This window comes from Pseudonocardia sp. Ae505_Ps2 (genome assembly GCF_001932425.1).
GTDB lineage: Bacteria > Actinomycetota > Actinomycetes > Mycobacteriales > Pseudonocardiaceae > Pseudonocardia.
This window is the reverse complement of the sequence record NZ_MCIP01000001.1, coordinates 1,462,057-1,480,270: the sequence shown is the minus strand read 5'-3', so window position 1 is coordinate 1,480,270 and position 18,214 is coordinate 1,462,057. Positions and strand designations below refer to the sequence as shown.

Genomic DNA, 18,214 nt, shown 5'->3' with positions numbered 1-18,214 from the left:
GCGGACGAGCCGAGAACACGCCCCCGGACCCGTCTCCCCTGTCTTCGGCGGCGGGTGCCGATCGGTTTGCCCACCCATCCTCGCGATTCGCCCGGAAGCAGGGGTGATGCGACGAGCGGTCAATACCGTACGGCGAACGACGTCGGTGTTCCTTGTCTCCCCCGATCCCTCCCCCGATGTCTCCCCGACGTCCGTCCCGGGCTCAGGAGCGGTGGGCGCGTCCGGACGGCGCAGGCCCCGGTGGCACGGGGGCGTCGGGGGGCGGGCCCGGTCCGGGGCCGGGTCCCGGGCCACCGGACGGACCGGGTGCGGCGGCCGGACGCAGCCTGCGCAGCACCCGTCGGACCACCAGGACCACGAGGACGCCGCCCGCGATCGCGGTCAGCCAGACGGTGACCGTCCCGTAGACGGTCGACCGGACCCGCAGCCGGGTGTCCGGCCCGAGCGCGACGCCGTCCGGGGTGAGCAGACCGGCGTCCACGCTGAACACCCCGGAGCGGGTGACCTGGGCGCTGACCCGCACCTGGACGCGGCCGCGCGGCGGTACCGCCTGCACCTCGATCGGGGCGACCCGCAGACCGGTGGTGCTCGACAGCACCACCCGCACGTTCATCGTCACCGGCAGCCCGTTGGCGACGGTGATCAGCAGCGGTGCGTCGCTGGTCCCGAGCGAGTACGGGCTGGGCGGCTCGACCACCCGCACCGAGGCACGGATCTGGGCCACCCGGTCGGCGACGACGGTCTGCTCCTGCTCGGCGCGCGCCGGGTCGCCCCGCCACCACGACGACACCGCCCGCAGGGTGCCGGTCACCAGCGGGTCGAACACGTCGGCGGGGCTCGCCCCGACCCCGGTGCGGGCCTCGGCCGCGGCGCGCATCGCCTCGATCGTCCTGACCTGGTCGGCCACCCCGGACACGACGCTCACCGGGATCTCCGCGCCGCCGGCCTGCGGTGGGTAGAACAGCTGTGTCCCGCCGGTCCGGATCTCGCCCCCGGTGAGGGTGGGCAGGCCGGTCGGGGCGATCCGGCCGTCCTCGATCAGCGAGGTCAGGGCGGTCAGCACTCCGGCGGCGGCCGGTCCGTCCGCGGCCCAGCGGTGCGGCGGCGCGACGACCAGCGGCCCGTCGGCCTCCCCGGCGCGCAGCGCGAGCGCCCCGGCGAGGTCCTGGCCGGCGAGCCCGCCCGCGGCCCCCTGCTGCACCTCGACACCGGCGGGTCCGGTCGCGGCCTCGGTGAGCAGCGGGTCGGTGAGCAGCGCGGACTCGTCGCCGTCCCGGCCGGCGCCGCCGGAGCCGCCCACCCGCACCCGGCCCGACGCCGTCGCGCCGGTGACCCCGTCGGCGGTGAGCAGCAGCCGGGTCCCACCGCCGAGCGCGTCCAGCGTCGCCTCGTCGACGACGCCGTCGACGGGCCACACGACGCCGTCGAGGACCGTGGTCCCGAGCTCGGCGGACAGGGTCCGGCGGCCGCTGTCCAGCGCGGTCCGGGCGAGGTCGGCCTGACCGCCGCGGACCAGGGCGACCAGGTCGGCGTCCGACGGCGGCAGGGCGATCACGCAGGTCCCGCGCGCGGCCGCGGTCAGCGCCGCGAGCCACTGGCCCGCCGCCTCCGCGCCGCGCCCCGGCTCGGACTCGTCGGGGCCGGTGACGACGTCGTAGCCGTCGCGCATGGCCGCCGCGGTGGCGACGAGCTCGGGGTCGATCGCCAGGCAGAGCGCGGACCGGGTCGGGGACCCGGCGGGCGCCGCGGAGCCCAGCGCCTCGACCAGGCCGCGCAGCCGCCCGCCCTCGGCGAAGGAGACCGCGAGGTCGTCGTCGGTCAGCAGCGGCGGTTCGCCGGGCAGCGGCGGGACCCGGCGCGGGGGGTCGGTGATCGGGTACAGCATCGTCACCGGCGCGGCGGCCCCCGGCGCCGGCGGCGACGCGGCCCCCGGGAGCGACGACACCGGCAGCAACGTGCGGACCCCGGCCAGCCGCGACGGCGCGCCGTCGACGGTCCCGTTGAGGTTCACCAGCAGCGGGTAGGTGCCCGGGCCGGGCAGCGCCAGCGTCGACTGCGGGGGCCCGGTGAGCGGGACGGCGTAGCGGAACGGGACCGACGCACCCGACGGGAGCGGGCCGAGGTCGGCGAACAGCGGCGTCGCGTCGTCGACCGCGGCCTCCCCGGCCAGCGCGGTCCGCAGCGCCGCCTCACCGGTGAGCGCCGGCCCGCGCTGCACCCGGACGGACAGGTCGTCGACGGTCCCCGGGCCGGTGTTGGTGACGGTGCCGGTGACGACGAGCTCGCCCGGCCCCGCCGACGTCACCACCCGCGGGGTCATCGTGGCGACGTCGAGCCGGACCGGGGCGGCGGGCTGCTGGGCCGGTTGCCGCAGCGGTTGCTGCACCGGACTGTCCCGGGCGGCCGCCTGCGGGGCGCCCGCCGGGAACGCCGCGGGGAGGAACAGCGCCACCACCGCGGTGAGCACGATCGCGACCAGGGCCGCGACCCGGCTCACGCCGTCTCCTCCAGCAGGTCGGCCGCATGCCGGATCAGCCGGCGCTCGTCGGCGTAGGCGAGACGGCCCTCGAGCTCGTCGAGCGGAACCCAGGCCACCTCGGAGACCTCGACGTCCTCGTCGCAGAGCTCGCCGCCGAGGGCGCGCATCAGGTAGTGGTGGACCGTCTTGTGGACGCGCCGGTCCTCGGCGACGAACCAGAAGTCGATGGTGCCCAGGGGAGCCAGCACCTCACCGATGATGCCGGTCTCCTCCTGCACCTCGCGCACCGCGGCCTGCTCCGCGGTCTCACCGGCCTCGATGTGGCCCTTGGGCAGCGACCACAGCAACCGGCCCCGGCGGTCCAGCCGGCCGATCAGCGCGGCGGCGCCGGTCTCGGGGTGCACGACGAGCCCACCGGCGGACGTCTCGTCCACCGTGCGCAGCCGGCGACGACCGTCCGGGGACCGGTCGGAGCGCCCGGCACGGCCGGCGCGTGCGCTCCGGCTCTCACGGCCGGGTTCCGCGCCGCGCCCTGCCGAGGAGCGGCCGCGGGAGGGGGACATGTGGCGATGGTAACGAGGAGGTGGCCCGAAGGGGGGTCGACGAGCCGCCCGCGGCCGCGGCGTCACCCGGTCGCCCCGTCGTCGATCACCGGTCGGACGGTGCGGGACGACCGGAGGACCCGTGCCCGGCGGCCGGGCGCGTTGCCTAGACTGGCCCGTCGTGTCCTCGTCGTCCCCGTCCTCCACCGCCCGACAGGTGACCCGGCCCCCGGCCGGATCCGCCCCGGACCCGGACGAGCTGCAGCGAGCACAGGAGAACGCCGTGGTCGCACTGCTCGACGTCCCGGCCGTCGCCGACGAGCTGGCCGCCCGGTTCGCCGCCCGCGGGCACCTGCTCTACCTCGTCGGCGGCAGCGTCCGCGACGCGGTGCTGCGCGGCACCGGCGCGTCGACCCGGGACTCCGGCGACCTCGACTTCACCACCGACGCCCGCCCCGAGCAGATCCTCGCGATCGTCCGCGGCTGGGCCGAGGCGGTCTGGGACACCGGGATCGCGTTCGGGACCGTCGGACTGCGTCGCGACGGGCAGACCCTCGAGGTGACGACCTTCCGCGCCGACACCTACGACGGCACCTCCCGCAACCCCGAGGTCCGCTTCGGCGACACCGTCGAGGGCGACCTCGTGCGCCGCGACTTCACGGTCAACGCCATGGCGGTCGAGCTGACCGGGCCGCAGCGCCGCTTCGTCGACCCGCACGGCGGGTTCGCCGCGCTCGCCCAGGGGGTCCTGGACACCCCGGACACCCCGGAGCGCTCCTTCTCCGACGACCCGCTGCGGATGCTGCGCGCCGCCCGGTTCGTCTCCCAGCTCGGCTTCTCCCCCGCCGCGCGGGTCACCACCGCGATGACGGCGATGGCCGACGAGCTGACCCGGATCACCGCCGAGCGGGTGCAGGCCGAGTTCACCAAGCTGATGCTCGGCGAGCACCCCCGGCGGGGTCTGGAGCTGCTCTGCGACACCGGTCTGGCCCGGCACGTCGTCCCCGAGGTCCCGGCGATGCAGCTGGAGACCGACGAGCACATGCAGCACAAGGACGTCTACACCCACTCGCTCGTCGTGATGGAGCAGGCGATCGAGCGCGAGACCGACGGGCCGGACCTCACGCTGCGCCTGGCCGCGCTGCTGCACGACATCGGCAAGCCGGCGACCCGGCGCAAGGAGCCGGACGGGCGGGTCTCGTTCCACCACCACGAGGTGGTGGGGGCGAAGATGGCCCGCAAGCGACTGCGGGCGCTCAGGTACCCGAAGGCCCTGGTCGACGACGTGTGTCAGCTCGTCTACCTGCACCTGCGGTTCCACGGCTACGGCAAGGGCGAGTGGACCGACTCGGCCGTGCGCCGCTACGTCGCCGACGCCGGGCCGCTGCTGGAGCGGCTGCACCAGCTGGTCCGCTCGGACTGCACGACGCGGAACCGGCGCCGGGCCGCGGCCCTGCAGCGCAACTACGACGGCCTGGAGAACCGGATCGCCGAGCTGCGCAAGCAGGAGGAGCTCGACGCGATCCGCCCCGACCTGGACGGCAACCGGATCATGGAGCTGCTGGGCATCCCGCCGGGGCCGGCGGTCGGGAAGGCCTACCGGCACATGCTGGCGCGGCGGATGGAGCAGGGCCCGATGGACGCCGAGCAGGCCGAGGCCGCGCTGCGGGCCTGGGCGGCCGAGAACCTCTGACCCGGACGTACGTCCTGTACGGACGTACACATCGGTGGACGTACGTCCTACACGAACGTATGAACTATCATGTCTGGAGTACGACGCTACGGCGAACGGGTGGCAGAACCGCGTCCGCGTCTTAGGTGCGAACATGGACCTGTGCGGGAACACCGCGCCACGCGAGGCGCCGCTCTTCCCCCGGTCACGCCGGGGAGTCTGCTCGTCGCCGCCCCCGGTCTGGGCGACCCGAACTTCTCCCGGACGGTCGTCTACATGATCGAGCACCGTCCGCAGGGCAGCCTCGGGGTCGTGCTCAACCGGCCGGGCCAGGCCGCCGTGCGGGACGTGCTCCCGCGCTGGGCCGGGCTCACCAGCGACCCCGGGACCATGTTCGTCGGCGGGCCGGTGGAGGCCCGCACCGCGCTCTGCCTGGCCGCCCTTCGGACCGGGGAGACCGGCAGCGGGATCGGCGGGCTGATGCCGGTCCGGCCGCCGGTGCAGCTGGTCGACCTCGACTCCGACCCGGCCCCGCTCGCGCGGCGGCTGCGCGGCCTGCGGATCTTCGCCGGCTACTCCGGCTGGGACGCGGGTCAGTTGGGTGGCGAGATCGCCCGGGGTGACTGGTACGTCGTCCCCGGCCTGCCCGACGACCTGCTGACCACCGTCTACGACCAGCTGTGGGAACGGGTGCTGCGCCGTCAGGGCGTCCCGCTGGCGCTGCTCGCCACGTTCCCGCGGGATCCGGCCTGGAACTGACGCGGCCGACCGCGTCGCGGTGCACGTGGCGCCGTTCGAGCGGATCACCCTCGACGGGGAGACGGTTCGCCCGCAGCCCGGCGGGTTCTACGGGGGCCGGGTCACCGACGAGCTCGTCGGCCCGTTCACCGGCGGGCCGGGTTTCCGCGGCCGGCGGGCCCGGTCAGGCCTCGTGGGACAGGCCGGTGCGGGCCCCGGGCTCGGAGCCCGGCTCGGTGCCGGTCGCGTCGCGGCAGCCGGCCACCAGGTCGCAGCCGGCGCAGACCCCGCCGCAGCTCGGGGCCGCGGCCTGCGCGGCGATCGCCGCGGCGGCGGCCCGCGCCCCGACCGCGCCACCGAGTCCGGCGAGCACGACCGTCCCGACCAGCGCGATCGCGCCGAGCACCCACGGGGCGGCGCCGGGGCGGTCCAGGGCCAGCAGCACCGTCCCGCCGACCAGGGCGATCACCCCGGCGGCCCCGACCGGCGGCGCGGCCACCCGGTTGGCGACCGCGAACGCGTCGGCGGTCCGCAGGCTGTCCGCGGTGCGGACACCGACGAAGCGGTTGCGCGGCAGCCGGCCGGTCGCTCCCAGCACGGCGAGGACGACGAGGACCACCCCGGCCAGCAGGAGCAGGGCGGCGAGGAGCAGGCGGAGCGTCGTGGGCACGTGACCAGGGTAGAACCCGGAGGAACGGGGGCGCCCGCCCCGGCTACCCTGGTCACATGTGCACGGCCCGCCGACTTCCCGGCGCGGCGTCGTAGCCACAACACGGCGCCGCGACGGCCCCTCCTGCGTGATGCGCACGAGGGGCCGCGACGTGTTCCGGGCCCCGAGTCGGGCCGTCACGACAGGCATCCCCGAGGTGAGACGGACATGAGCACCGAGACCACGACCGCGTCCGAGCAGCGTGCGGACCGACCGGCGTACCGCTACGACGCCGAGATGGCCGCCCGCATCGAGCGGAAGTGGCAGGACTTCTGGGAGACCGAGCAGACCTTCCACGCCCCCGACCCGGGGCAGCCCGGCTCGGAGAAGCCGAAGGTCTACCTGATGGACATGTTCCCCTACCCCTCCGGGGCGGGGTTGCACGTCGGGCACCCGCTGGGCTTCATCGGCACCGACGTGCTGGGCCGCTACCTGCGGATGAACGGCCACAACGTGCTGCACCCGATGGGCTTCGACGCCTTCGGGCTGCCCGCCGAGCAGTACGCCGTGCAGACCGGGACGCACCCGCGGACGACGACCGAGACCAACATCGCCCGCTACCGGCAGCAGCTGCGCCAGCTGGGCCTGGGCCACGACCCGCGCCGCTCGGTGTCCACCACCGACGTCGAGTTCTACCGCTGGACCCAGTGGATCTTCCGCGAGATCTTCGAGTCCTGGTACGACACCGACGCCGACCGCGCCCGCCCGATCTCCGAGCTGCGTGCCGAGTTCGAGGCCGGTACCCGCCCGACCCCGGACGGCCGTCCGTGGGCCGAGCTGTCCGAGGGCGAGCGGCGCGCGGCGATCGACGGCCACCGGCTGGCCTACATCTCCGAGGCCCCGGTCAACTGGTGCCCCGGCCTGGGCACCGTGCTGGCGAACGAGGAGGTCACCCCCGACGGCCGCTCCGAGCGTGGCAACTTCCCCGTCTTCCGCCGCAACCTGAAGCAGTGGATGATGCGGATCACCGCCTACGCCGACCGGCTGGCCGACGACCTCGACCGGGTCGACTGGCCGGAGTCGGTCAAGGCGATGCAGCGCAACTGGATCGGCCGCTCCGAGGGGGCCCGCGTCCGGTTCCCCGTGGTCGGTTCCGACGACGCCGTCGAGGTCTTCACGACCCGCCCGGACACCCTGTTCGGCGCCACCTACATGGTGCTGGCGCCCGAGCACCCGCTGGTGTCCTCGCTGGTCCCGGCGCAGTGGCCGGACGGCACCGATCCCCGCTGGACCGGTGGCGCCGCGACGCCCGCCGAGGCCGTCGCCGCGTACCGCGCCGAGGCCGCGCGCAAGTCGGAGCTGGACCGGCAGGAGAACAAGGACAAGACCGGTGTGTTCACCGGCGCGTACGCCACCAACCCGGTGAACGGCGCGGCCGTCCCGGTGTTCGTCGCCGACTACGTGCTGATGGGCTACGGCACCGGCGCGATCATGGCGGTGCCCGCCGAGGACACCCGCGACTGGGACTTCGCCGCCGCGTTCGGGCTGCCGCACGTGCGCACGGTGGCGCCGCCGTCGGATTGGGACGGTGGCGCCTACACCGGCGACGGCCCGACCATCAACTCCGCGAACGACGAGATCAGCCTGAACGGGCTGGGCGTCGACGAGGCCAAGCGCACGATCATCGACTGGCTGGCCGCGAAGGGGGCGGGCGAGGGCGTCGTGCAGTACAAGCTGCGCGACTGGCTGTTCTCCCGGCAGCGCTACTGGGGCGAGCCGTTCCCGGTCGTCTGGGACGAGCACGGTCCGATCGCGCTGCCCGAGGACCAGCTGCCCGTCGTCCTGCCCGACGTCGACGACTACTCGCCCAAGACCTATGCCCCGGACGACGCGAACTCCGAGCCGGAGCCGCCGCTGTCCCGGGCGCACGAGTGGGTGGCCGTCGAGCTGGACCTGGGCGACGGCCCGAAGCAGTACCGCCGCGAGACGAACACGATGCCGCAGTGGGCCGGGTCGTGCTGGTACTACCTGCGCTACCTGGACCCGGAGAACACCGAGCGGTTCGTCTCCGCCGAGGCCGAGAAGTACTGGATCGGCAAGGACACGGCGCGGTCGGTCGCCGACCCGGGCGGCGTCGACCTGTACGTCGGCGGGGTCGAGCACGCCGTGCTGCACCTGCTGTACTCGCGGTTCTGGCACAAGGTCCTGTTCGACCTGGGCCACGTGAGCAGCGAGGAGCCGTTCCGGAAGCTGTTCAACCAGGGCTACATCCAGGCCTGGGCCTACACCGACGCCCGCGGCACCTACGTGCCGGCCGAGGAGGTCGTCGAGGTCGTGGGGGCGGACGGCACCGCCGGTTTCACGTGGAACGGGCAGCCCGTCACCCGGGAGTACGGGAAGATGGGCAAGTCGCTGAAGAACGTCGTGACGCCCGACGACATGTGCGACCGCTACGGCGCGGACACCTTCCGGCTGTACGAGATGTACACCGGTCCGATGGACGCCTCCCGCCCGTGGTCGACGCGCGACGTCGTCGGCCCGCAGCGGTTCCTGCAGCGGGTGTGGCGCAACCTGGTCGACGAGACGACCGGTGAGGTCACCGTCGTCGACACGGCGCCGTCGGAGGAGATCCTGCGGTCCGTGCACAAGGCGATCGCCGGCGTCCGCGCCGACTACCCCGCGCTGCACTACAACACCGCCGCCGCGAAGCTGATCGAGCTGAACAACGCCCTGACCAAGCGGGGCACGCCGGTCGAGCGCGAGGTCGCGGAGGCGCTGGTGCTGATGCTGGCACCGCTGGCCCCGCACATCGCCGAGGAGCTGTGGCAGAAGCTGGGCCACGACGACACGCTGGCCTACGCGCCGTTCCCGGTCGCCGACGAGCGCTACCTGGTCGCGGACACCGTCGAGTACCCGATCCAGGTCAACGGCAAGGTCCGTTCCCGGGTCGTCGTCGCCGCCGACGCCGGCCAGGACGACATCCGGGCGGCCGCGCTGGCCGACGAGAAGGTCGTCGCCGCGCTGGACGGGGCCGAGCCGAAGAAGGTCATCGTCGTCCCGGGGCGCCTGGTCAACGTCGTCCGGTAGGGAACGCGGGCGACCTCCTGCCCGTTGAGGCGGGCAGGAGGTCCGTCATGAGCACAGTCCTGACCCTGATCGTGGTGCTGGCCGTCGTCGCGGCCGTCGTCTGGCTGGTGCGGCGGCACAACGCGGACTCCGCCGCCGCCCTGGCCGACGCCCAGGCCGAGTCCCGGCGCTGGGTGGAACGGCTCGGCGGCCAGGTCCTGGCCCTGACCGGGACCGACGAGGCGAGCCGTCAGGCGCTCGCCGACGCGGCCGAGCGCTACACCGCGGCCGGCTCGCAGATGGAGCAGGCGCGGACCCCCGCCCAGTGCCGGCAGGTCACCGAGACCGCCTACGAGGGCCTCTACTACGTCCGTGCAGCACGCACAGCGATGGGTATGGACCCCGGACCCGAGCTGCCGCCGTTGCCCGGCCAGTCCCGCGCCGGTGAGGTCACCGAGGACCGCGAGGTCGAGGTGGAGGGACGCAGCCTGGGCGCGTCGCCGCGACCGACCGACCGCAACAGCCACTACTACCCCGGCGGGACCGTCGCCGGGCGCCCGGTGCCGCGCGGCTGGTACTCCGAGCCCTGGTGGAAGCCCGCACTCGTCGCCGGGGCCTGGGGCGTCGGCTCGGCGCTGCTGTTCACCTCGCTGTTCAGCGGGATGGCCGGCGCCGACCAGGCCGCCTACGCCGACGGGTTCGCCGACGGCGCCGCCCTCGACGACCCGGGCTTCGACGGCGGGGTCGACGAAGCCGACCCGGGCTCCGACGGTGGCTTCGACGGCGGGGGCCTGTTCGACAACGACTCCGACTTCGGCGGGGACTTCTTCTGACCCGCGTGATGCCGGCCGCTGCTGCGGACGGTCAGGCCCGGGACCCGCGCCGGACCGGCTTCTCCGGCCGCCGGGTCGCCCCGTTCTCCGGTGCCGGGGGCGTGGACAGGGCAGGCTCGGCGAGCCAGGCCTCCACGGCGTCGAGGACGAACGCGGCGTCGTCGAGAGCGGCGCGCGCCTCGGCGGCGGGGGCGGTCGCGTCGGAGTGGTCGGCCAGCGCCCGCCGGTTGTAGAGCGACCGCAGCAGCCGACCGGCGCGCGGGTCCAGCGACCGTTCCCGCACGACCCGGCGCACGAACGCGCTGACCACCTCGGAGTGCTCGGCGCGGGTCTCCCCCAGCACCAGCAGCGCGATCTCGGCGGCCCGGAACGCGGCGTGGAACGCGCGGGAGACCGCGGCGTCGCCGAAGCCGTTCTCCGCCAGCACCCGGGCCCCGCCCAGCTCGACCCGGGCCCGGGCGAGCCCGCCGTGCACCCGCCGGGTCACCGGACCCGCACCGCCTCGGCGCGGGCCCGCACGACCGTCGGGTCGGCGGCACGGACGAGCTCGCCCTGCCCGACCGGCAGCACGCTGATCGTCAGCCCGGTCCGCCGGGTGTGCTGCCACAGCACGTCGTCCATCGCGCGGACCTCCTCCCAGGGCAGGATCGGGACCCCGTCGTCGTCGAGCACCACGAGCAGGTCGATCGCGGACTCGACCGAGCCCTCCCCGCTGGCCCAGGACCCGAACAGCAGCACCTGGCGCAGCCGGGGGCCGTAGAGCAGGGCCAGGTCGTCGGCGACGGCGGCGGGCACGTCGTCGTTGGACGGGTCCGGATCGGGGTGGCGGGCCTTGATCCGCTCGCCGTCCTCGGCACCGATCAGGCCGGCTGCGACCAGCCAGTCCGCCGCCCGGCGCCGGGCACGGGCGTCGCGGAAGCGGTACCACTGGTCACGGACCTCGGGGAACTCGAACAGCGTGTTCTTGAACCGGCGGAACGCGCCCCGGCCGTCGATCGCGCGGTCCAGCAGCGCCGCGGCCCGGCGGTGCTGCACGCCCGCGGTGAAGTCGGACATGTCCCGATAGGACTCCCGGCTGGTCACCGGTCGGATCTCCACCCAGTCCGGATCGGGCCGGGTGCCGCCGGACACGCCGTGCACCTCGGCGTCGGCCGGGTCGAGGTACCAGGTGACCTCCGGCGTGCGGTCCTCGAGCGCGTCCGCGAGCGCGGACAGATCGAGGCGGGCGGGGTCGAGCACGGGGGCGACTCTATGCCCGGTCCGGGGCGCGTGGCAGCCGTCGCGGGGCCTCGGTCCTCGCGTCGGTCCTCGTCGTCAGTCCTTGTCGTCCTCGTCGTCGTCCTCGTCGTCGTCGTCATCGGAGCCGAAGAAGAACTGTGCGACGAGGACCGCGGCCCAGATCCCCATCGGCACCATCGGCCAGAAGAACGGGGGTCCTTCCCCGTCGGAGACCGACGAGATCGCGGTCACCACCCAGATGCCGGTCAGGATGACCGCGGTGCCGGCCCACGACCGCCACTCGGTGAGGTGCTCACGCCTCGCCTCGGCCTTCTCCACCTCCGCGGTCTCGGCGCGCACCGACGGCAGGGCCGTGCGCTCCACCGCGGGCAGGTCGGCGACCAGCCGGTCGAGATCCGCGCGGACGGTCGCCGCGTAGGCCTGCTGCAACCGCTCGTCGTACTCGGTCAGGGACAGCCGGCCTTCGTCGTGCGCCAGCGTCAGCCGTTCCGCGACCTCATTCCGTTCGGCGTCCGACACCCGCAGCACGGACCGCTCGTCGTCCCTGGACTCCCCCATGCCCGTCGAGCGTAGTGACCGAGCCGGTCACCGGGGTCGGTCGTTCGGAGGATCCCCGACCCCGGGACCCGGCCGGACGGGTGGCGACGGCGACGCCGACCAGGCAGAGGAGGCCGCCGGCGAGCGCGGCCGGTGCGGGCACCTCCCCGAGCAGCGCCCAGGACAGTCCGACCACCAGCGGCGGGATCGCGTACGTGGTCGCGGCCAGCTTGCCCGCTGTGGTGCGGGTGAGGGCGTACCCCCAGGTCAGGAACGCGACGCCGGTCGGGAACACCCCCAGGTAGACGACGCCGGCGACGGCCGTCGCCGGTGCGGTGGCGAGCTCGGCGACCAGCGACGGCAGGAACGGCAGCAGCGCGACGGCACCGGCGACCGCGCCGGTCCAGGTCATCGTCAGGGCGTCCACCCGGGGCAGCAGCCGCTTCTGCGCGACGGCCGCACCCGCGTAGACCAGCGCGGCGAGCAGCCCCAGCAGCACCCCGGACAGGTCGACGCCCCCGGCGGAGGAGGCGGCCGCGATCAGCACCACCCCGGCGAACGCGACGCCCATCCCGGCCAGCAGCCGCGCGGGGAAGCCCTCCCCGAGCAGCAGCCCGGCCAGGACGGCGACGACCACCGGCGCCACGTTCACCAGCAGCGCGGTGGTGCCGGCGTCGAGGTGCCGCTCGGCCGCGTTCAGCGCGAGGTTGTAGACGCCGAACCAGGCCGCACCCCAGATTGCCACCGCGGCCAGCAGGCGTCCGCGGGGCAGCGGTGGGCCGGAGGTGCGTCTCCGGGCGCGGACGACGCTCAGGATCGCGGTCAGGGTCAGGGCCCCGAGCAGCATCCGCCCCAGGGCCAGCGCACCCGGGGACAGGTCGTGACCGACGGCGCGGATGGCCACGAACGCCGACGCCCACAGCACGACGGTGGTGGCCGCGGCGGCGAGCGGCAGCAGGCGGGACCGGGTCGCGGGGCTCACAGGGTGGGCCGGCGGGTGTCGTAGCCGGTGCGGACGGGCAACCGTCGCGGTCGGTCCCGGAACGACCGGTACAGCGCGGCGAGGACGGCGGGCGTGGTGAGGGCGAGCAGCCCCAGGTGCGCGGTGGTCATGAGGACATCGTCGGACCGCCCACGGTTCAGCACCAGCGACATGTTCTGTTCTTGGATTCAGTTCTGCTGTACGGTCGGGTGGTGCTCGACACCCATCGCCTGATGATCTTCCGGTCGGTCGTGGCCGGTGGGTCGGTGCAGTCCGCCGCCGCCAACCTGGGGTACACGCCGTCGGCGGTGAGCCAGCACGTCACCGCGCTCGCCCGCGAGACCGGTCTGGTGCTGTTCGAGCGGGTGGGCCGCGGGCTGCGGCCGACCGCGGCCGGGCTGCTGCTGGCCGAACAGGCCGACGCGGTGCTGGCCCGGCTCGGGGAGGCCCAGGTGCTCGTCGAGGACCTGCGCACCGGGCGCACCGGGTCGCTGTCCGTGGCCTACTTCGCCTCCGTCGGGTCCGCCTGGATGCCGCGGGTCGTGCGCAGGCTGACCGGTGGCTTCCCGGGCGTCCGACTCGACCTGGCCCTGCGCGAGTGGCTGCCCGACGACCCGGCCGACCGCTCGGACCTGCAGATCGCCGTCGAGCGACCGGATTACGAGGCCTGGCCCGGGTTCTCGGTACACCACCTGCTCGACGACCCCTACGTCGTGGTGCTGCCCGACGATCACCCGCTGGCCGGGGCGGAGCAGGTCGACCTGGCAGACCTGGCCGGGCAGCGATGGGTGGACAACGACTTCGCCCGCGGGTGGTGCCGGCGCAACCTGGTCGAGGCCTGCGCCGCCGCCGGGTTCCGCCCGCCGTTCCACGTCGAGGCCCACGACTACCGCACGGCGCTGGCCTTCGTCGCCGCCGGCATCGGAGTCACCGTGCTCCCCCGGCTCGGGGCCGTCGACCTGCCGGCCGGGACCTGCGCGGTGCCGGTCGTGCGCCCCACGCCGGTGCGGACGATCCTCGCGGTGGTCCGGGACGCCGCCGCTGCCGCGCCACCGCTGCTGGCGGCGCTCGACGAGCTGCGCGCGCAGTCCGCCCTCAGCCCTGCGGGCGCACCATGATCTCGGTGAGGTGGGCGTCGCGGGTCGCGGTCAGCGCGGCCAGGATCGCGGCGCCGACCGACTCGGGGCGCAGGAACTTCGAGCCGTCGTACCCGCCGTCCGCCGTCCCGGCTGCGGCCGCCTCCTGGGCCACGACCCGCTCCTGCATCGCGGTGTCCACCCGGCCCGGGTGCACGGAGGTGACCCGGATGCCGTTGCCGGCCTCCTCGGCGCGCAGCGCCTCGCCGAAGGCGCGCAGCGCGAACTTGCTGGCCGCGTAGGAACCCCAGCCCGGGCGGGCGGTGAGCCCGGCGCCGGAGTTGACGAGCACGACGTCGGCCCCGGTGTCCGTCCCGGCCGCGCGCAGCGCGGGCAGCAGCAGCCGGGTCGTCTCGGCGACCGCGACGACGTTGACGTCGAACTGGTGGCGCCAGGTCTGCGCGGTGGTCTCCTGGACGGTGCCCAGCTCCCCGACCCCGGCCGAGTGGACCAGCGCGTCGAGCCGGTCGATGCCGTCGAGGGCGGTGGCCAGCGCGTCGTCGTCGGTGAGCTCGACGGCCATGGTGCGGACCGCGACCGGGCCCGCCTCGGTCAGCTCATCGGCGAGGGCCTCCAGCCGCTTCTCGTCCCGGCCGCCGAGGACCAGGTCGTAGCGCGGCGCGAGCAGCCGGGCGGTGGCGGCGCCGATGCCCTGGGAGGCACCGGTGATCAGGGCGAGCGGGCGGCGGGGAGCGGTCACCCGGTGAACCTACGACGACCGGCCCCGTCCTGCGCGCGGACGGGGCCGGTCGTACCGGGGAGCGGGTGCGTTCAGAGCTGAGCTTCGTTCCGCACGCTTCTCTCAGACGCTGAGCTTCGTTCCGCACGCTTCTCTCAGACCCGGCGGGCCGAGTTGAACGGCATCCGGTCGACGTCGGAGATCTTCACCGGCTGACCGCTCGTGGAGGCGTGCACGATCTGGCCGCCGCCGATGTAGATGCCGACGTGGCTGACCGGGCTGTAGAAGAAGACCAGGTCACCGGGCTTGAGGTTCGACTTCGACACCGGGGTGCCCACCTGGGCCTGGGCACGGCTCGTGCGGGGCAGGTCCTTGCCCGCCTTGGCGAAGGCGTAGCGGACCAGGCCGGAGCAGTCGAACGCGCTCGGGCCGGTGGCGCCCCAGCGGTAGGGCTTGCCGAGCTGGGCCAGCGCGGTCGACATCGCGCCGCTGCGTGCGGCGGCGGCCTGCGCGGCCGGGGCCGCGGCCTGCGCCGCGGAGGAGACCGAGAGCGCGGCCGGGGTCGCGCCGCGCGTCGGCAGCACGTTCGCGGCCGGGGCGACGGCACGGGTCACGGTCTCCGCGGTGGGTGCCGCGGAAGCGGTGGTGCCCGTGGGTGCCGCGGTGGCGGTGGGGAGCACGGACAGAACTGCGGCCGCGGCGGCAGTGGTGGCCACGACGGCGACGCGGAGCGCCGGAGCGGAATGACGCTGGGGCACGGTGGGGTCCTCGGGATGTTGCACCACCGGAGGAGCGGTCGGGGCGGGACCCGTGGACGCCGGTACGAAGGGGGAGTTCCGGTGGGGAGACCGGACAGCGCTCACGACCCGCCCGCGTCGTCGCCCGGCGGTGACCCTGCACCCCTCACCCCGGATGGGCGGTGGTCGCGCAAGGCCGGACCGCACATTACGAACAGATATCGCTCGATTAAATGACGCAGAACACATTCATTGCATGACTGCGATCACGACGAATAACGAGAACATTCCGGATCGGTAATTTCAGATTCCGGAACGTCTCCGGTACGGGAACGGCCCGGGGATGACCTGCGCGGTCGTCCCCGGGCCGTTGTACCGAGAAACCGATCAGTTGTCGATCTCGCCCCGGATGAACGCCTCGACCTTGTCGCGTGCCTCGGAGTCGCGGTACTGCTCCGGCGGCGACTTCATGAAGTAGCTCGACGCCGACAGGATCGGTCCGCCGATGCCGCGGTCCTTGGCGATCTTGGCCGCCCGCACCGCGTCGATGATGATGCCCGCGGAGTTCGGGGAGTCCCAGACCTCGAGCTTGTACTCCAGGTTCAGCGGGACGTCACCGAACGCGCGGCCCTCGAGCCGGACGTAGGCCCACTTGCGGTCGTCCAGCCAGGACACGTAGTCCGACGGGCCGATGTGCACGTTGCCCTTGCCCATGTCCCGGTCCACCTGCGAGGTGACGGCCTGGGTCTTGGAGACCTTCTTGGACTCCAGCCGCTCGAGCTCCTTCATGTTCAGGAAGTCCATGTTCCCGCCCACGTTGAGCTGCATCGTGCGGTCCAGCTGCACGCCGCGGTCCTCGAACAGCTTCGCCAGCACCCGGTGGGTGATGGTCGCCCCGACCTGGGACTTGATGTCGTCGCCGACGATCGGGACGCCGGCCGCGCGGAACTTCTCCGCCCACTCCGGGTCCGAGGCGATGAACACCGGCAGCGCGTTGACGAAGGCGACACCCGCGTCCAGCGCGGCCTGTGCGTAGAACCGGTCGGCGTCCTCGCTGCCCACCGGCAGGTAGGACACCAGCACGTCGGCCTCGGTGTCGCGCAGCACCGCCGCGACGTCGACGGGCTCGCCGTCGGCCTCGGTGATGGTCTCCCGGTAGAAGCGGCCGAGACCGTCGAGGGTCGGCCCGCGCTGCACGGTCACCCCGAGCGGCGGCACGTCCGCGATCTTGACCGTGTTGTTCTCACTGGCCGAGATCGCGTCGGCGAGATCCTGACCGACCTTCTTCGCGTCGACGTCGAACGCGGCCACGAAGGTCACGTCCCGGACGTGGTACCCGCCGAAGTCGACGTGCATCAGGCCGGGGACCTGGGTCGACGGATCGGCGTCCGCGTAGTAGTGAACCCCCTGGACCAGCGATGCCGCGCAGTTGCCCACGCCGACGACCGCCACCCGAACCTGGCTCATGTCAGGCTCCTCCTGTTGTCTCGTCCTGTCGTACCCCGCCGGTCGCGGGCCGGGATGGCCCGCCGCCGGGGAAGGTCCTCTCGTCACGGCCGTCCGTGGCATCCTGCTCGGCCCGTTCGGTCGCGATCAGCTCGTTCAGCCAGCACACCTCGCGCTCGGAGCACTCCAGCCCGAGCCGGTGCAGCTCGCGGGTGTAGCGGTCGACGCCCTCGCAGGGTCTGCCGAGCGCGGTGCGCAGGCCGTCCCGGCGTTCCTCGACGGCCCGTCTGCGGCCCTCCAGGATCCGGATCCTGGTCTCCGCCGGTGTCCGCGCGAAGAACGCCAGGTGCACGTCGAAGCTTCCGTCCTCCCAGGCCTGGGGGCCGGCCTCGGCGAGCATGGCAGCGAACCGGTCCCGGCCCGCCGGGGTGATGCGGTAGACCCGCCTGCCCCGTCGCAGCCGTCCCGGAGTGCGTCCGTACTGATCACCCGCCTCGTCGGTGGTCTCCGCGATCGACCCGGCCCGGAGCAGCCGGCGCAGGGCCGGGTACAACGAGCCGTAGGAGAACGCGCGGAAGCCGCCGAGCCGGCGACCGAGCTGCTTGCGCAGCTCGTACCCGTGCAGCGGACCGTCCTGGAGCAGGCCGAGGACCGCGAAGTCCAGCATCGCGACCTCCTCCGTGCGGACCGCCGACCGGTCACCCTATCGGTCCGATACATCGATCCGCCCGTGTGATGATCGTGATCACAGGCGACCGCGGACCGGACGAGTCCCCCGACCAGGTACGGAACGGTCGTGCCCGCAGGGCCCCGTGCGGGACGGCGATGGGTCCGCGGGTCCGTCCCGCGTACCCTGGACGGGTGCTCAGCCCGCGACAGGTGGTGGACTACGCCCTGCAGCGCCGTGCTCTGCTGGCCGACGTCCGGGCCGGTCGGGTCGGCCGTGAGGAGGTGTGTGATGCGGGTGCCTACCTGCTCCGCGCCGCGCGCTTCCACGGCGCCCCCGCCGACCGGGCCTGTCCGGTCTGCCGGCACGACGAGCTCGCCCAGGTCTCCTGGGTGTTCGGCGAGAGTCTGCGTCACGTCTCCGGCTCGGCCCGCTCCGCGGCGGACCTCGAGCAGCTCGCGGCGCAGGTGCCCGACTTCTCGGTGCACGTCGTCGAGGTGTGCACCGAGTGCCGCTGGAACCACCTGGTCCGCTCGTTCGTCCTCGGCACCGGCCGCCCCCGCCGTGGCCGGCGGAGTGCGGGTGGCTGAGTCCGATGGCGCCCTGCCCGACGAGCACGACCACCCGGACCGCGTGCACCGCGCCGGTCCGACGCCGGATCCCCTCGGCCCCGGGCACCCCCGGCCCGGGTTGCTGCGGATCCGGTCCACCGCATCCCACGGAGCCGCCCGGTGAACGACGAGCGTGACCCCCGGCGCACCCCGCCGCCGCCCCCGCCCCCCGGTCCCCCGCGGTCCCGCCCCCCGATGCCC

Annotated in this window: 18 protein-coding genes and 1 pseudogene; 7 read left to right on the top strand and 12 right to left on the bottom strand. The window is 74.2% G+C overall.

Annotated features, from left to right (window positions below):
- Positions 1-202 precede the first annotated feature (202 nt).
- Together Ae505Ps2_RS31815 and Ae505Ps2_RS06930 are read right to left on the bottom strand one after the other, a co-directional pair.
- Positions 203-2,497 (bottom strand): DUF6049 family protein, encoded by a 2,295-nt coding sequence (locus tag Ae505Ps2_RS31815; RefSeq protein WP_075553504.1) that lies wholly within the window; start codon positions 2,495-2,497, stop codon positions 203-205.
- Positions 2,494-3,042, bottom strand: a complete 549-nt coding sequence (locus tag Ae505Ps2_RS06930) for an NUDIX hydrolase (protein WP_043276193.1) — start codon at positions 3,040-3,042, stop codon at positions 2,494-2,496. Before Ae505Ps2_RS06930 ends, Ae505Ps2_RS31815 begins: the two co-directional genes overlap by 4 nt.
- A gap of 196 nt (positions 3,043-3,238) precedes the next feature.
- Here Ae505Ps2_RS06930 and Ae505Ps2_RS06925 point away from each other — a divergent pair, with 196 nt between their 5' ends.
- Entirely contained in the window at positions 3,239-4,714 is a 1,476-nt protein-coding gene (locus Ae505Ps2_RS06925) for a CCA tRNA nucleotidyltransferase (protein WP_075309307.1), read from the top strand.
- 141 nt (positions 4,715-4,855) lie between these two features.
- The gene (locus Ae505Ps2_RS06920) at positions 4,856-5,452 is read left to right on the top strand and encodes a YqgE/AlgH family protein (RefSeq protein WP_020621932.1); all 597 of its coding nucleotides are present in this window, start codon (positions 4,856-4,858) and stop codon (positions 5,450-5,452) included.
- 163 nt (positions 5,453-5,615) lie between these two features.
- Here Ae505Ps2_RS06920 and Ae505Ps2_RS30995 read toward each other — a convergent pair whose 3' ends face one another.
- Positions 5,616-6,101: an SdpI family protein gene (locus tag Ae505Ps2_RS30995; protein ID WP_020621930.1), complete on the bottom strand. Its 486-nt coding sequence runs from the start codon at positions 6,099-6,101 to the stop codon at positions 5,616-5,618.
- Between the two features lie 207 nt (positions 6,102-6,308).
- Between Ae505Ps2_RS30995 and leuS the strand changes: the two genes are divergently transcribed.
- On the top strand, positions 6,309-9,167 hold the full coding sequence (leuS, locus tag Ae505Ps2_RS06910; protein ID WP_075334026.1) for a leucine--tRNA ligase: 2,859 nt from the start codon (positions 6,309-6,311) through the stop codon (positions 9,165-9,167).
- A 47-nt stretch (positions 9,168-9,214) separates the two neighbouring features.
- A complete protein-coding gene (locus tag Ae505Ps2_RS06905; protein ID WP_075309311.1) occupies positions 9,215-9,979 on the top strand; it encodes a hypothetical protein in 765 nt (254 codons plus the stop codon).
- Positions 9,980-10,010: 31 nt separating this feature from the next.
- On the opposite strand, the gene Ae505Ps2_RS06900 is transcribed toward Ae505Ps2_RS06905, so the two are convergent.
- The 5 genes from Ae505Ps2_RS06900 to Ae505Ps2_RS33970 all read right to left on the bottom strand — a co-directional run bounded on the left by Ae505Ps2_RS06900 (position 10,011) and on the right by Ae505Ps2_RS33970 (position 12,868).
- Positions 10,011-10,466: a HEPN domain-containing protein gene (locus tag Ae505Ps2_RS06900; RefSeq protein ID WP_075309313.1), complete on the bottom strand. Its 456-nt coding sequence runs from the start codon at positions 10,464-10,466 to the stop codon at positions 10,011-10,013.
- Entirely contained in the window at positions 10,463-11,218 is a 756-nt protein-coding gene (locus Ae505Ps2_RS06895; protein WP_020621928.1) for a UPF0158 family protein, read from the bottom strand. The genes Ae505Ps2_RS06900 and Ae505Ps2_RS06895 overlap by 4 nt, the downstream gene beginning before the upstream one ends.
- A gap of 75 nt (positions 11,219-11,293) precedes the next feature.
- The gene (locus Ae505Ps2_RS06890; RefSeq protein WP_075309317.1) at positions 11,294-11,776 is read right to left on the bottom strand and encodes a DUF1707 domain-containing protein; all 483 of its coding nucleotides are present in this window, start codon (positions 11,774-11,776) and stop codon (positions 11,294-11,296) included.
- A complete protein-coding gene (locus Ae505Ps2_RS06885; RefSeq protein ID WP_083695419.1) occupies positions 11,715-12,737 on the bottom strand; it encodes a DMT family transporter in 1,023 nt (340 codons plus the stop codon). Before Ae505Ps2_RS06885 ends, Ae505Ps2_RS06890 begins: the two co-directional genes overlap by 62 nt.
- Positions 12,734-12,868, bottom strand: coding sequence for a hypothetical protein (locus Ae505Ps2_RS33970; RefSeq protein WP_255407963.1), 135 nt, complete (start codon positions 12,866-12,868; stop codon positions 12,734-12,736). The genes Ae505Ps2_RS06885 and Ae505Ps2_RS33970 overlap by 4 nt, the downstream gene beginning before the upstream one ends.
- 81 nt (positions 12,869-12,949) lie before the next feature.
- Between Ae505Ps2_RS33970 and Ae505Ps2_RS06880 the strand changes: the two genes are divergently transcribed.
- The gene (locus Ae505Ps2_RS06880; RefSeq protein WP_075312602.1) at positions 12,950-13,855 is read left to right on the top strand and encodes a LysR family transcriptional regulator; all 906 of its coding nucleotides are present in this window, start codon (positions 12,950-12,952) and stop codon (positions 13,853-13,855) included.
- On the opposite strand, the gene Ae505Ps2_RS06875 is transcribed toward Ae505Ps2_RS06880, so the two are convergent.
- The 4 genes and pseudogenes from Ae505Ps2_RS06875 to Ae505Ps2_RS06860 all read right to left on the bottom strand — a co-directional run bounded on the left by Ae505Ps2_RS06875 (position 13,833) and on the right by Ae505Ps2_RS06860 (position 17,402).
- Complete coding sequence (locus Ae505Ps2_RS06875; RefSeq protein WP_075309319.1) at positions 13,833-14,573, bottom strand: SDR family oxidoreductase; 741 nt, start codon at positions 14,571-14,573, stop codon at positions 13,833-13,835. The genes Ae505Ps2_RS06880 and Ae505Ps2_RS06875 overlap by 23 nt on opposite strands.
- 134 nt (positions 14,574-14,707) lie before the next feature.
- A pseudogene (locus Ae505Ps2_RS33175) lies at positions 14,708-15,037 on the bottom strand (C40 family peptidase); the annotation flags it as partial.
- A gap of 639 nt (positions 15,038-15,676) precedes the next feature.
- On the bottom strand, positions 15,677-16,756 hold the full coding sequence (locus Ae505Ps2_RS06865) for an inositol-3-phosphate synthase (protein WP_043276188.1): 1,080 nt from the start codon (positions 16,754-16,756) through the stop codon (positions 15,677-15,679).
- A 1-nt stretch (position 16,757) separates the two neighbouring features.
- Complete coding sequence (locus tag Ae505Ps2_RS06860) at positions 16,758-17,402, bottom strand: PadR family transcriptional regulator (protein ID WP_060714214.1); 645 nt, start codon at positions 17,400-17,402, stop codon at positions 16,758-16,760.
- A 194-nt stretch (positions 17,403-17,596) separates the two neighbouring features.
- Here Ae505Ps2_RS06860 and Ae505Ps2_RS06855 point away from each other — a divergent pair, with 194 nt between their 5' ends.
- On the top strand, positions 17,597-17,992 hold the full coding sequence (locus Ae505Ps2_RS06855) for a DUF5318 family protein (protein WP_075312604.1): 396 nt from the start codon (positions 17,597-17,599) through the stop codon (positions 17,990-17,992).
- Positions 17,985-18,137 carry a hypothetical protein gene (locus Ae505Ps2_RS31810; protein WP_158071549.1) on the top strand — a complete coding sequence of 51 codons (153 nt, stop codon included), beginning with the start codon at positions 17,985-17,987 and terminating at the stop codon, positions 18,135-18,137. Before Ae505Ps2_RS06855 ends, Ae505Ps2_RS31810 begins: the two co-directional genes overlap by 8 nt.
- The last annotated feature ends 77 nt before the right edge of the window (positions 18,138-18,214 follow it).